Source organism: Streptomyces sp. Ru73, from assembly GCF_002920575.1.
In the GTDB taxonomy this organism is placed as follows: Bacteria; Actinomycetota; Actinomycetes; order Streptomycetales; family Streptomycetaceae; genus Streptomyces.
This window is the reverse complement of record NZ_PQSQ01000008.1, coordinates 17,721-30,891: the sequence shown is the minus strand read 5'-3', so window position 1 is coordinate 30,891 and position 13,171 is coordinate 17,721. Positions and strand designations below refer to the sequence as shown.

Below are 13,171 nucleotides of genomic sequence, written 5' to 3'. Positions count from 1 at the left end.
TGATGCCGGGCGGGTCAAGGGTTGCGACAGAAGCGGCCGCGTCGTGTCAGAGGTTGAACAGCGTCAGGTCCTTCGCGGTCGAGCGGAAGAACTGCGCCGGGTCGCTCAGCAGCCGCCGGGCGGTGAGGTCGATGATCCCGCACACGCTGACCACCTCGGCCGCGACCTCGCCGTCGGCCCGCAGCACCTCCTGCTCGATCCGGTAGGTCTTCCCCTCGCCCCACTCGAACCGGCAGGTCACCGACACCTCGTCACCGGCGCGCAGCTCGCGCCTGAACCGCACGGTGGTCTCCAGGTTCACCGGCCCGACGCCCTGGTCCAGCAGGTCCGACTGGCGGATGCCGGCCGCCTGCAGCAGGGACCAGCGGGCGTGCTCGGCGTACTGCATGTACACACTGGAGTTCAGGTGCCCCTGTGCGTCGGTCTCGTAGCCGCGAACGGTGATCTCCACGGCGAACGGCAGTGCCATCGTCTCCCCCATCCTCTGTCCCCGGCAGGGCCGCCGGGGACAGGTGAGGCTACACGGCCCTCCCTACTCGTCCGACAACTTCAGGTTCGGCACGCGGAACGCCGCGATGACGAAGGCCAGCAGGGTCACGGCGGCGCCGGTCAGGAAGACCGTGCGCATGGCGGCGACATAGCCCTCCAGGAAGGGCTGCGCCAGGCGCGGGTCCAGGGTGTGCAGGAAGGCGGAGTCCTCCAGGTTCAGGCCGCCGTGCGGACGCAGTACGCCGCTCAGTGCCTGTGCGTTGTCGGGCTCTTCGGCCAGTCGGCGCAGCTCGGGCCGGCGGAACGCCGCGTCGAGCCGTTCGCCGATGCGCGAGCCGGCCAGGGAGAAGAGGATCGACAGGAACGCTGCGGCGCCGACCGTGCCACCGTTGGAGCGGAAGAAGTTCACCGAGGCGGTGGCCGCGCCCATGTCCGTGCGCGGCACCTCCGACTGTGCCAGCGTCGTCATGGTCTGCATCGCCGCGCCCAGCCCCGCGCCCATGAAGAGCATGCCGATCGCGACGTACCAGAGCGGGCTGCCGGCCCGGAGCGTGGCATAGACGAGCATGGCGGCGGTGAAGCAGCCGACGCCGGTGACCAGGTGCACCTTCAGGCGCCCGGTACGGGAGATCAGCCGGCCGACCGTGAGGGTGACCGCGACGTTGGCCAGCGTGGTGGGCAGCATGGCCAGGCCCGCCGCCATCGGGCTCATCCCCTGCGCCAGCTGGAGGTAGAGCGGCAGCGTCGTCATCGCGCCGAACATGCCGATGCCGACGACGAAGTGCAGCAGCACACCGAGCCGGAAGGTGCGGACGTGGAAGAGCCGGAGCGGCAGGAGCGCCGCCTCGCCCATCCGCCGTTCGATCACCATGAAGGCGGCGAGCCCGGCCGCGCCGGTCACGTACAGGGCGAGGGCCCGCGGCGAGGTCCAGCCCCAGCCGCGGCCCTGTTCGGCGACGACGAGGAGCGGGACGACGCCGAGGGCGAGCGCGAGGGCGCCGCCGTAGTCCAGCCGGTGCCGCACGGGCCGGTGCGGTACGCGGCGCAGCACGCGGGTGATGACGGCGAGTGCCACGGCGGCCAGCGGCACGTTGACCAGGAAGATCCAGCGCCAGCCGGTGATGCCGAGCAGGCTGCCGGCGCCCGCGAAGAGGCCGCCGACGACCGGCCCGACGATGCTGGATCCGGCGAAGACGGCCATGAACCAGCCCTGGTAGCGGCCCCGTTCGCGCGGTGAGGTGATGTCCGCGATCACGGTCATGGCGAGCGACATCAGCCCGCCGCCGCCCAGCCCTTGAACAGCGCGGAACGCGGCGAGCTGGTGGATGGACGCGGCGCAGCCGCACAGCAGCGAGCCGCCGGCGAAGAGCACGATCGCGACGAGGTAGACCGGCCGGCGGCCGTGGATGTCGGACAGCTTGCCGTACAGCGGGGTCGCGATCGTGCCGGTGACGAGGTACGCGGTGGTCACCCAGGCCTGGGCGGTCAGCCCGTGCAGGTCGTCGGCGATGGTCCGCAGCGCGGAGGAGACCACGGTCTGGTCCAGCGCGCCGAGGAACATGCCGAGCATCAGGCCCGACATGACGATGACGACCTCGCGGTGCGACAGCCGCGCGGGCGTGCCGGCCTGGCCGGCCGGTACGCCCGCGGGCTGCGGCTCCTGCTTCCGCAGCGCGTCGGAGGAGGTCACGCGGGGTCTCCGACGAGCCTCTCCAGGTCGGCCACCGCGTGCTCGATCTCCGGCAGGGTCAGCATCTCCAGCCGGGCGCGGCTGGCGGTGGCGGCGATGCGGGAGTCGGCCAGCACCTCGCGGCAGACCGCGGCGATGCCGTCCGGGGTGCGGTCGGTGATCTCCCGGCCGAGCCCCAGCTCCTCGACGCGCCGGGCGTTGGGCGGCTGGTCGCCGAACTGCGGCAGCACCGCGAGCGGGGTGCCGGTGCGCAGCGCCTCGCGGATGCTGTTGAAGCCGCCGTGGGTGAGGAACAGGTCGACGGCCTCCAGCAGTACGGGCTGCGGCAGCCGTTCGGTGAGGTGCACGTGCGGCGGCAGCCCGGCGGTGTCCACCGGTACGCCGGAGGTCGCGACGACGACCGTGCACTCGTCCAGCTTCGCCGCCGCCTCGATGATGCTCTGCAGCGTCTTGACCGGGTCGGGGAACTCGAACGGCATCTCCGGGGGCTGCTCCTCGCCCTGCTCCTTCCGCTTCTGGATCAGCGGCAGCGCCGTGCCGATGGCGGCCCACACCAGCGGCCGGTCGGTGGGCAGTTCGGCGACCCAGCGGGGCAGTGTGGAGTCGCGGTCCACCTGGACCGTCTGCCGGTACGCCAGCGGGGCCGGCAGGTGCCGCGCGAAGGAGAAGGACGCCGGTACGTAGTCGACGCGGCCGTGCGCGACCACCGACAGCGGGTCCTCCTGCGCGGGCAGGCCCACCTCGGCACGCAGGGCGTTCAGGCCGGCGTGAACCTGCGCCGGGTCCAGGACGTTGCTCGATCCGGAGGGGGTGGGGAGCTGGGGAATGCCCAGCTCCTCGGCGATGAGGACGGAGCCGAGGTCCATGCCGTCGCGCAGGATGACGTGCGGCCGGAAGTCGCGCGCCACGGGCAGCATGACCTCCCGCAGCTTCCTCGCCATCGGACCGGAGAGCAGCCGGACCATGAAGCGCATCATGGCGGCCTCCTGCTGCTCAGGGCCGGACTCCGCGGCACCCGGGGCGGGCTCGTCGCCGCCGGCGGCCAGCTCCGGGTCCATGAACATCTGCGGTGTGAAGGACGGCATGCAGGTCATCACGTCGAGCGCGTCGGCGCCGAAGAGCGGCGCGACCTCCTCGGTGGTCGCCACGCGTACCTGGTGGCCGGCCGCGGCGAGGGCCCGCAGCAGGGGCAGCTGGGCGCGTCCGTGCGAAGGACTGCCGATGGTGGTGCACAGGACTCGCATGAGAGAGCCTTTCCGGTCGTCTGGGGTGGGGGGTCGGGGCCGGACGCGCGCTGCGGTCAGCCGGCCATCGTGTACGGGCTGCCGATGCTCTGCCGGACGAGTCCGGCGCGCTCCAGCCGGCCCTGGTCGAGGACGTTGCGGAAGTCGTGGACGATCCGGCCGTCGAGCCGCTCGGCCACCGCCGCCCAGTCGAGTTCCAGGAACTCCGGCCATTCGGTGAGCACGAGGCAGGCGGCGGCCCCGTCGGCCGCCTTCAGCGGGTCGTCGGTCAGGGTGAGCAGATCGCTGAGGTCGGGCCGGGTCTCGCACAGCGCGGGGTCGTAGGCGTACAGCTCGGCGCCGCGCTCCCGCAGCTGCCGGGCGATGGCCAGCGCGGGCGAGTCCCGCAGGTCGGAGGTGCCGGCCTTGAACGCCAGGCCGTAGAGCGCGAGCCGTACCCCGTCGAGCGAGCCGTCGCCCCGCGCGCACTGTGCGGCGACACGCTCCACGAGGCGGTGCTGGTGCGCGACGTTGGTCTCGATGGTGGCGCGCAGCAGCGGGAAGTCGATGCCGGCCGCCTCGCAGACGGACAGCAGTGCGTGGGTGTCCTTGGGCAGGCAGGAGCCGCCCCAGCCAGGGCCCGGCTGGAGGAAGGCGGCGCCGATGCGCGGGTCGTGGCCGATGCCCGCGGTGACGTCGCCGATGTCGGCGCCGAAGCGCTCGCAGAGGGTCGCCAGGTTGTTGGCGAAGGACAGCTTCATGGCGAGGAAGAAGTTGGCCGCGTACTTGGCGAGTTCGGCGCTGGCGGCGTCGGTGACCACCAGGGGCGCGGCCAGGTCGGTGTACAGCTCCGCCACCCGCCGCGCGGCCCCGGCCTCCGTGCCGCCGACCACGATGCGGTCGGGGTGCAGGAAGTCGTGCACGGCGCGGCCCTCGCGGAGGAACTCCGGGTTGCTGACGACGGCCACGTCCGGGCGGCCGATCAGCGCGGCGACCCGCTCGGCGGTGCCGACCGGCACGGTCGACTTGTTGACGACGACCGCGCCGTGCGGCAGGGCGGCACGGATCTCCCCGGCGACGGCCTCGACGGCCGCCAGGTCGGCGGCGCCGCCCGCGCCCATCGGCGTGGGCAGGCAGAGGAAGACCACGTCGGCGTCGCGCACCGCGGCCGGGGTGTCCCCGACGAAGGCGAGACGGTCCGATTCCAGCCCCTCTTCGACCAGTTCCGGCAGTCCCGGTTCCAGGATGTCCACCTCGGCCCGCCGCAGCCGCTCGACCTTGCCCGGGTCGGCGTCCGCGCACACCACCCGGTGTCCGAGCGAGGCCAGGCAGGCGCCGGTGGTCAGCCCCACGTAACCGGTACCGATGACGGCGACGCGTCTCTCACTCACGGATAATCACCTTTTCGCATGATCGTCGGCGGCGGATTCGACCCTATGTCACGCACACTGTCGGCGGTCAACGATTGATGACAACGAACGATGACTTCCGGACACGGTCCGGATCCAGGACCATGTGCTGCTGAACGAACGAGCCGAAGAGGTACGAACACGTGGACGGATCGACAGCCAAGGCGGCGGAAGAGACCGGCGGGCGGCCCGCGGAGGGCCGTACGCGCAGCGCGGCCGGCACGCGGAGCGCCCTGATGGCCGCGGCGGCCCTGCGCTTCGGCAAGTACGGCTACGACGGCGCGAGCATCCGGGACATCGCCGGGGACGCCGGGGTGGACGCCGCGCTGGTGTACCGCTATTTCGGCTCCAAGGAAGCCCTGTTCGCGTCGGTCGCCACGGATCCCGCGATCTTCGATCCGCTGCTGGAGGTGCCGCTCGACGAGGTCGCCGCCTGGGTCTGCGACTTCATCACCAGCGGGCCGCCGGACGAGGAGATACCGCACCCGGTGCTGTCCGTGCTGCGCTCCTCCAGCCGCGAGGAGGCCCTCCGGCACTTCCGCGACAAGGTCGCCGAGGTGTTCTCCCGCGACTTCGCCGAGCGCCTGGAGGGGCCGGACGCCGCGCTCCGCGCCGAGCTGCTCGCCGCCTGGCTCCTCGGCACGAGCCTGATGCGCAACGCCTTCCGCACCCCCGCGCTGGACGCCGCCTCCGACACCGCGCTGTACACCCACCTCCGCGCCGGCATCGCCCGCCTCGTGCAGCCGGAACAGCGCTCCTGCACGTGCTCCTGCGACTGTCCCTGCGGGCTCTGAGCCCGCCCCCCTCCCTCGCCCCGACGGGCCACGGCCGCTCCAACGGCCGTGGCCCGTCGGCGTTTTCGGGCTCCGCACACCGCCTTCCCTCCCGTTCATAGTTCTGATAGGAGTATTTCTAATAGGAATACTCGATGAGGAGGAGCCCGTCGTGAAGTTCTCGATGATCTTCGAGGCCCAGCTGGCCGATCCGTCTCCCGAGCACGAGCGCCAGGTCATCCACGACTGCGTCGAACAGGCCGTGTACGCCGAGGAGATGGGCTTCGACCGGATCTGGGCGGTCGAGCACCACTCACTGACGCAGTACGCGCACATGAGCGCGTCCGAGGTCTTCCTCTCCTGGGTCGCGGCGAAGACGTCCCGCATCCGCATCGGCCACGGCGTGGTGACCATGCCCTTCGGCTACCAGCACCCGGTGCGGGTGGCCGAGCGCGCCGCCATGCTCGACGTCCTCTCCGGCGGGCGCGTGGACATCGGCGCAGGACGCGGCGCCACCCGGCAGGAGATGTCCATGTACGGTGTGCGCCCCGAGGACACCTATCCGCAGATGGAGGAGGCGCTGCGGATCGTCAGCAGCGCCTGGCGCGAGCCGGAGTTCGAGTGGCACGGGTCGCTGGACATCGGCCCCGGCGCCGTCCTCCCCCGCCCCGTGCAGACCCCGCACCCCCCGCTGTTCATGGCGTGCAGCAAGCACGACACCCTCAAGCTCGCCGCCGAACTCGGCATCGGCGCGCTGGTGCTGGGCTTCGCCGGCGCCGACGACATCCGCGAGATGCGCAAGGTGTACGACGAGGCCATCGCCGTACGCGGCACGGACCGCTTCGTCTCCACCGAGGTCAACAACCACTTCTCGGCCCTGTGCCCGACGATCGTGCTGGACGACGCGGCGGCGGCCTACCGGATCGGCACCCGCGGCCAGCGCTTCTTCGCCGAGTCCATCGCCCACTGGTACGGCAACGGCCCGAAGCCCACCGTCACGTACGAGGAGGACGAGGACCACGCGGCCGCGATGGCGCGCCGCCGGGACGAGCTGGTCGCCAAGCTGCACGAGGCCGACATCCCGGCCCGGCCCGCCGACACCGGCACCTACAACGCCGAGCACGCCTACGGCACCGCCGAGACCGCCGTCGACTACGTCGAGCGGCTGCGCAGGATCGGCGTCGACGAGGTGATGTGCCTGGTCCAGATGGGCACGGTGCCGCAGGACGTGTGCATGGAGACCATCCGGCAGTGGGGCGAGAAGGTCATCCCGCACTTCCGGGCGCTCGAGGAGCGGACCGCCTGATGGCGGCCGAGGCGGCGGGACGGCTGGCCGGGAAGGTCGTCGTGGTGACCGGGGCCGGCCGCGGCCAAGGCGCCGCGGAGGCCGAGCTGTTCGCGGCGCACGGGGCGCGCGTCGTTCTCACCGACGTGCAGGAGGAGGCGGGCCGGGAGGTCGCAGCGGGCCTCGGGGAGCAGGCGGTGTTCGTTCCGCACGACGTGACCGAGGCGGCCGGCTGGCGGCGGGTGACCGAGGCCGCGCTCGCCGCGTTCGGCCGGATCGACGCGCTGGTCAACAACGCGGCGCTGTGGCGCACCGCGCCCATCGAGGCGGAGAGCGAGGCCAACCTCCAGCGGCTGCTCCAGGTCAACCTGGTCGGCCCCTTCCTCGGCATCCAGGCGGTGGTGCCCGCGATGCGCGCGACGGGCGACGGCGGATCGGTCGTGAACATCTCCTCAACGGCCGGGCTCGTCGGCATCCAGGGCCACGCGTCGTACGGCGCGGCCAAGTTCGGGCTGCGCGGGCTCACCAAGTCCGCGGCGCTCGACCTGGCCCGGCACCGCATCCGCGTCAACTCGGTGCACCCCGGCATGGTGGACACCCCGATGGTCGCGGGCGCACTCGGCGCGGACGCCGGGGAGCGGGAGTGGCCGAACGTACCGCTGCGCCGGATGGGCCGCCCCGCTGAGGTGGCCGAACTGGTGCTGTACCTGGTGTCGGACGCCTCGGCGTACGTCACCGGCGCCGAGTTCGCCATCGACGGCGGGCTCACCGCTCAGTGAGCGGCGGCGGGTGACTCCGCCGGGAACCAGGCGAGGCAGTCGTCGGCCGGTGCCGCGGCGCACTCGAAGGTGAGGGCCGGGCCGTACGCGCAGGCGTCGAGGTGCTCGATGGGGTTCAACTGCGCGCGGAACCACTGCGCGTGCGCGTCCGGCTCGCCCTGCGGAGTTCCCGCGCGGGGTCGGCGACGTCGCTCATGCCGCAACTCTATGTGCCCGCGGCCCGACAGGGGTGCGTACGGCAGAAGGCCCGCCGGTCGCCGGCGGGCCTTGTACCGCGTGCGGGTCTCAGTCCCGCTCGGGGCCGAGCCGGGACGCGATGTCGTTGACCGCGATCCAGCTGAACGTCATCGCGGGCCCGATGGTCGCGCCGGGTCCCGGGTAGGTCTCGCCCATCACCGCGGCGGAGACGTTGCCGGACGCGTACAGGCCCTCGATGGGCGAGCCGTCCTCGCGGAGCACCCGGGCCGAGGCGTCGGTGACCGGGCCGCCCTTGGTGCCGATGTCACCGGGATGCACGGGGACCGCGTAGAACGGCGGCCTGGTGAGCGGCGCGAGATTGGGGTTGCGGAGCGTGGGGTCGCCGTAATAGCGGTCGTAGACGCTCTCGCCGCGCCGGAAGTCCGCGTCGTGGCCGTCGCGCGCGAACCCGTTGAAGCGGTCGATCGTGGCGCGCAGCCCCTCAGCGGGCAGCCCGGTCCGCCGGGCCAGCTCCTCGACCGAGCCGGCCTTCGTCACCAGCCCGGCGTCGCGCCACTTCCTGGGGAACGGCTGTCCCGGCAGCAGGCCCATGAAGACGTACCGGGCCTTGGCGGTGGCGTCGAGGATCAGCCAGGACGGGACGGTGGCGGCGCCCGGCCGGTGGTGGGCGTACATCGCGTCCACGAACTCGTGGTACGGCGCCGCCTCGTTGGCGTACCGCGCGCCGCTGCCGTCGACGATCACCATGCCGGGGATGCCGCGGTCCGCCACCAGGAAGAACGGCTTCGCGCCCGGCACCACCACGGACGGCGCGCCCCACACCTTGTCCATCAGGTCGACCGCTGCGCCCGCCGCCACGGCCGCCTCCAGCCCGTCCCCGGTCTGCCCCTCGGCCGCCGCCGACCACTCCGCGGACGTCGGCGCCGGGAGGTATTTCTCGCGGAGCCGCCGGCTGTGCGAGAAGCCCCCGGAGGCGAGGACGACGCCGCCGGAGGCCCGTACGGTGACCTCTGCGCCGCCGCGGGCGATGCGTACGCCCGTCACCCGGCCGTCCTCGGTCACGAGCGAGGTGAGCGGCGCGGAGAGCCACAGGTCGCCGCCGAGCCGGTCGAGGGAGTGGCGCATCCGGGCGATCAGCGCCTCCCCCAGCGCGACCGGTTTCCGGCCCGTGGCGAGGTCCGTCAGCGCCCGCAGGCCGAGCTTCACCGAGGTGCGCCGGCCCGCCCAGGTGCGGGCCGCCATGTTGAGGTACCGGAAGTCGTGGGAGGTGATGGTGAGGCCGTACGTGGGCAGCCCGGCGCGGCGCATGGTGGCGAGCTGGTCCGGGGTGAGCCGCCGCAGGTCGAAGACCTCCGGTTCGATGGAGCGGCCCTGCGGCGCCGCGCCGAGCCGTTCGGGGTAGTAGTCGCTGTAGCCGGGGGTGTGGCGGAAGCGGACGGCGGTGCGGTCGTGGAACTCGCGCACCATCGCCGGGCCGTGCTCCAGGTACGCCTCCTTGCGCGCGGCGGGCACCCGGTCCCCGACGGTCGCGTCCAGGTACGCGCGGGCCTTCTCCCGGGTGTCGCCGAGCCCGGCGGCGTCCAGGTGGAAGTTGCCCGGCACCCAGACGGCGCCGCCGGACAGCGCCGTCGACCCGCCGTACTTGTCGGTCTTCTCGGCCACGAGCACGGTGAGGCCGCGCAGCCGGGCGGTGAGGGCGGCGGCCAGCCCGGCGGCGCCGGACCCGATCACCACCACGTCGTACGTGTGGTCACGGGAATCGGTGGTGTGACGCGTCATCAGAAGGCCCCCACGGCATAACGGCTGCGGAAGTACAGGAGCGGGCGGCCGTCCTCGCGTGCGTCCAGCGCCAGGACGCGCGCGGTGACGAGGTAGTGGTCGCCCTCCTCGTACACGGCCTGCACGGCGCAGTCCACGTGGGCGAGCGCGCCGTCCAGGTGTACGGTGCCGTGCTCGCCGGTGGTCCAGAGCACCCCGTCGAACTTGCCGGGGCCGCTGCGGCCGAGCGCGGCGCAGACGTCCTGCTGGTGCGCGGCGAGGATGTTGACGCAGAACCTGCCGGTCCCGGCGATCCGCGGCCAGCTGCTGGACTGCCTGCCGACGGCCAGCATGACCAGCGGCGGGTCGAGGGAGAGCGAGGCGAAGGACTGGCAGGCGAAGCCGGCCGGGCGGCCGTCGCCGTCGAGCCCCGCCACGACGGTGATGCCGGTGGCGAACCGGCCGAGCACGTCGCGGAATCCGGCCGCGTCCACCGCGGCGCCGCTCAGCCGTTCCACCGGTGGCCCCAGAAGCTGTCGGCGGTGATCTCCTTGGCGGTCCAGGTGGCGGGGTCGACGACCAGGCCGTCCCAGCCGTACTCGACCTGGAAGCCGCCGGGCGCCTGGGCGTAGAAGGAGACCATGCGGTCGTTGGTGTGCCGGCCGAGGGTGGAGGCGATGGCGATGCCGGCGTCCTGCATGCGGTCCAGGCCGCGGCCCACGTCGTCCAGGGTCGCCAGCTCGACCATGAAGTGCACGACGCCGGGCGGCAGTGCGCCCGGGTACAGGCCGAGGCTGTGGTGGCGCCGGTTGGGGCTCAGGAAGTGCATCCAGTGGTGGTCGCGCTGCTCGGCGGCGGTGGGCACGGCCGCGGGCGGCAGCCTCATCGAGTCGCGCAGCTGGAAGCCGAGCAGGCCCTCGTAGAAGTCCAGGGCCGCCTCGGTGTCCGGCACCGGGAGGACGACGTGGCCGAGGCCGAGGTCGCCGGTGACGAAGCGGTTGCCGTAGGGGGTGCCGAGCGGGGTGTGGTCCTGGGCCTGGCCCCAGTAGATCTCCAGGGGGTTGCCGCAGGGGTCGGCGCACTGGATCAGGCCGCGTACCCGGCGCTCGGCGAGCAGCGCGTCGTCGGCGTGCTTGACGGCGACGCCCGCGGCCTCCAGTTCCCGTGCGGCCGTGGCGAGCGCGGCGGCGTCCGCCACCTCCCAGCCGGCGGCCTGCAGCCGGTCGGCGGTGGAGCGGACGACGGCGATGCGGTGGGCGCGGTCGTCCATCCTCAGGTACAGGGTGTCCTCGTCGGTGCCGGTGGCCGCCACCATGCCGAGGAGGTCCAGCGCGTACGTGCGCCACTCCTCGAACCGGGTGGTCTCCACCCGCAGGTAGCCCAGGGCGCGGATGTCCATGGCGTACGCCTCTCTGTCGGTGGGGCGGTCGGTGGGGTCAGTGGAGTCAGTGGGAGAAACTGCTGTTCACTGGGAGAAGAAGCCGGCGGCGAGCCGGTTGAACTCGTCGGCCTGCTCGGCCTGGGCCCAGTGGCCGCAGTGCGGGAAGACGTGCAGCCGGCAGTCGGCGATGGTCTTCAGCGCCACCAGCGCGCCGTCGAGCGGGTTGGTCCGGTCCTCGCGGCCCCAGGTGAGCAGGACGGGGTGGGTGATGCGGTGGGCCTCGCGCCACAGCATCCAGTCCTCGCGCCACTCGGGACGGGCGAAGGCGGCGGCCAGCCGGGCGGCGCCCAGCCGGTTCTCCGGGTCGGTGGCCGAGGCCCACCGTTCCTCGACGAACTCGTCGGTGACCAGGGACTGGTCGTACGCCATGACGCCGAGGAAGTCGCGGAGCTGGTCCTTGGTCGGTCCGGGCGAGGTCTGGAAGGCGAAGAGCCGCTTGATGCCTTCGGTGGGGTCCGGCGCGAAGAGGTTCAGGGAGATGCCGCCGGGGCCCATCAGCAGCAGCTTGCCGACCTTGCCGGGGTGGTCCAGGGCCATCCGCACGGACGTGCCGCCGCCGAGCGAGTTGCCGACGAAGTGAGCCCGCTCGATGCCGAGTTCGTCCATCAGCGCGGCGATGGTGCCGGCGCTGTAACTGAAGTAGTCCCGGTCGGGCTCGGGCTTGGCGGAGCGGCCGAAGCAGGGCTGGTCGACCAGGAGGGTGCGGAAGGTGCGGGCGAAGAAGGGCAGGTTGCCGCCGAAGTTGCTCCAGCCGGACGCGCCGGGCCCGCCGCCGTGCAGCATGATCACCACCGGTGCGTCCGGGCGGCCGGCGGGCCCGGCCTCGTGGTAGTGCAGCTCGGTCCCCGCCGCCTTGGCCCGCCGCGACGTCGACTCGTACGTCAGCTCCGTCATCTGCTCCCCCATCAGAGCATCGTGTCCTGGATGTCGATGCCGAGCGCCGCCTGCCCGAAGAGGACCAGCGCGCGCTCGGGGTCGTTGGCGGCGTGCCCTCGGCCGGTGTGCACATCGCGCCAGGCACGCTGCACGGGGCTGGGCCCGGTCCGCATCGCACCGCCGCCGGCGTTCTCCACCAGCAGGTCCACGGCGCCCACCGCGCGTTCGGTGGCGAGCACCTGGTCGCGGCGGACGCGGGCGCGCAGCCCGGCCGAGGGGTCGGCGCCGCGCGCGACGCACGCGTACAGCTCGGACATGTTGCGCCGCAGCTGCAGCCAGGCGGCGTCGATGTCACTGGCCGCGCGGGCGATGCGGACCTGCGCGAAGGGGTCCTCCGCGACCTTCTGGCCGTAGGAGACCCGGAAGCGTTCCCGGGTGACCGCCGTGTACGCCTCGTACGCGCCCTCGGCGATGCCGACGAGCGGGGTGGAGATGGTGGTGGTGAAGACCGCCGCGTACGGCAGCCGGTACAGCGGCTCCGGGTTCAGCTCCTGGCCGGGCGTGCGCAGGGCGCTGACCGGGCCGAAGCTGAGCGCCCGGTGCTCGGGCACGAAGGCGTCCTCGATCACGATGTCGTTGCTGCCGGTGCCGCGCAGCCCCACGGTGTCCCAGACGTGGTCGATCGTGTACTGGGTGCGGGGCACCAGGAAGGTCCGCATGTCGACGGGCGCGCCGTCCTCGCCGAGGACCAGGCCGCCGAGCAGTGCCCAGTCGGCGTGGTCGCAGCCGGAGGAGAAGTGCCAGCGGCCGGAGATCCGGAAGCCGCCGTCGGCCACGGTGACCTTGCCGGTCGGCGCGTAGGAGGAGGCGATACGGGTGGTGCGGTCGACGCCCCACACCTCCTCCTGGGCACGCGGGTCGTACAGGCCCACGTGCCAGGGGTGGACGCCGAGCACGGAGGCGGCCCAGCCGGTGGAGCCGCACGCCTTGGCGATCTCCTTGACCGCCTCGTAGAAGACCACCGGGTCCGCCGCGTGGCCGCCGTACGCGCGGGGCTGCAGCAGCCGGAAGAAGCCCGTCTCCTCGATCTCCTTGACCGAGGCGTCTGGCACCCGGCAGAGCCGCTCGGCCTCGGCGGCGCGCTCGCGGAGCGCGGGGGCGAGTTCCCGTACGGCGGCGAGGACCGCGTGCGCGCTCATGGCGTCTTCGCTCATGGCGTCCCCTCTCGGGTCGTGAATGTCGGCGTGTGG

General features: G+C 72.8%; 13 protein-coding genes. 3 read left to right on the top strand and 10 right to left on the bottom strand.

What is annotated here, in order from left to right; all coding sequences use genetic code 11:
• Positions 1-46 precede the first annotated feature (46 nt).
• From C3486_RS05660 to C3486_RS05645, 4 genes are all read right to left on the bottom strand, one after another.
• Positions 47-469 carry a thioesterase family protein gene (locus tag C3486_RS05660; protein ID WP_103831461.1) on the bottom strand — a complete coding sequence of 141 codons (423 nt, stop codon included), beginning with the start codon at positions 467-469 and terminating at the stop codon, positions 47-49.
• Between the two features lie 63 nt (positions 470-532).
• Positions 533-2,179, bottom strand: a complete 1,647-nt coding sequence (locus tag C3486_RS05655) for an MDR family MFS transporter (RefSeq protein WP_258052619.1) — start codon at positions 2,177-2,179, stop codon at positions 533-535.
• The gene (locus C3486_RS05650; protein ID WP_103831460.1) at positions 2,176-3,423 is read right to left on the bottom strand and encodes a glycosyltransferase; all 1,248 of its coding nucleotides are present in this window, start codon (positions 3,421-3,423) and stop codon (positions 2,176-2,178) included. The genes C3486_RS05655 and C3486_RS05650 overlap by 4 nt, the downstream gene beginning before the upstream one ends.
• A gap of 56 nt (positions 3,424-3,479) precedes the next feature.
• On the bottom strand, positions 3,480-4,793 hold the full coding sequence (locus tag C3486_RS05645; protein ID WP_103831459.1) for a UDP-glucose/GDP-mannose dehydrogenase family protein: 1,314 nt from the start codon (positions 4,791-4,793) through the stop codon (positions 3,480-3,482).
• 161 nt (positions 4,794-4,954) lie between these two features.
• On the opposite strand from C3486_RS05645, the gene C3486_RS05640 reads away from it, so the two are divergent.
• The 3 genes from C3486_RS05640 to C3486_RS05630 all read left to right on the top strand — a co-directional run bounded on the left by C3486_RS05640 (position 4,955) and on the right by C3486_RS05630 (position 7,648).
• Complete coding sequence (locus tag C3486_RS05640) at positions 4,955-5,605, top strand: TetR/AcrR family transcriptional regulator (RefSeq protein WP_258052618.1); 651 nt, start codon at positions 4,955-4,957, stop codon at positions 5,603-5,605.
• Positions 5,606-5,756: 151 nt separating this feature from the next.
• The gene (locus C3486_RS05635; RefSeq protein ID WP_103831458.1) at positions 5,757-6,890 is read left to right on the top strand and encodes an LLM class flavin-dependent oxidoreductase; all 1,134 of its coding nucleotides are present in this window, start codon (positions 5,757-5,759) and stop codon (positions 6,888-6,890) included.
• Positions 6,890-7,648 carry a glucose 1-dehydrogenase gene (locus C3486_RS05630; protein ID WP_103831457.1) on the top strand — a complete coding sequence of 253 codons (759 nt, stop codon included), beginning with the start codon at positions 6,890-6,892 and terminating at the stop codon, positions 7,646-7,648. Before C3486_RS05635 ends, C3486_RS05630 begins: the two co-directional genes overlap by 1 nt.
• Here C3486_RS05630 and C3486_RS37910 read toward each other — a convergent pair.
• The 6 genes from C3486_RS37910 to hsaA all read right to left on the bottom strand — a co-directional run bounded on the left by C3486_RS37910 (position 7,642) and on the right by hsaA (position 13,135).
• The gene (locus C3486_RS37910; RefSeq protein ID WP_258052617.1) at positions 7,642-7,767 is read right to left on the bottom strand and encodes a hypothetical protein; all 126 of its coding nucleotides are present in this window, start codon (positions 7,765-7,767) and stop codon (positions 7,642-7,644) included. The two genes, C3486_RS05630 and C3486_RS37910, sit on opposite strands and share 7 nt — an antisense overlap.
• A 166-nt stretch (positions 7,768-7,933) precedes the next feature.
• Positions 7,934-9,625 carry an FAD-dependent oxidoreductase gene (locus C3486_RS05625; protein ID WP_103831456.1) on the bottom strand — a complete coding sequence of 564 codons (1,692 nt, stop codon included), beginning with the start codon at positions 9,623-9,625 and terminating at the stop codon, positions 7,934-7,936.
• On the bottom strand, positions 9,625-10,122 hold the full coding sequence (locus C3486_RS05620) for a flavin reductase family protein (RefSeq protein WP_258052616.1): 498 nt from the start codon (positions 10,120-10,122) through the stop codon (positions 9,625-9,627). The genes C3486_RS05625 and C3486_RS05620 overlap by 1 nt, the downstream gene beginning before the upstream one ends.
• A complete protein-coding gene (locus C3486_RS05615; RefSeq protein ID WP_103831455.1) occupies positions 10,110-11,003 on the bottom strand; it encodes a VOC family protein in 894 nt (297 codons plus the stop codon). The genes C3486_RS05620 and C3486_RS05615 overlap by 13 nt, the downstream gene beginning before the upstream one ends.
• Positions 11,004-11,069: 66 nt before the next feature.
• Entirely contained in the window at positions 11,070-11,951 is an 882-nt protein-coding gene (hsaD, locus tag C3486_RS05610; RefSeq protein WP_258052615.1) for a 4,5:9,10-diseco-3-hydroxy-5,9,17-trioxoandrosta-1(10),2-diene-4-oate hydrolase, read from the bottom strand.
• On the bottom strand, positions 11,951-13,135 hold the full coding sequence (hsaA, locus tag C3486_RS05605) for a 3-hydroxy-9,10-secoandrosta-1,3,5(10)-triene-9,17-dione monooxygenase oxygenase subunit (RefSeq protein WP_103831454.1): 1,185 nt from the start codon (positions 13,133-13,135) through the stop codon (positions 11,951-11,953). Before hsaA ends, hsaD begins: the two co-directional genes overlap by 1 nt.
• Positions 13,136-13,171: the final 36 nt, after the last annotated feature.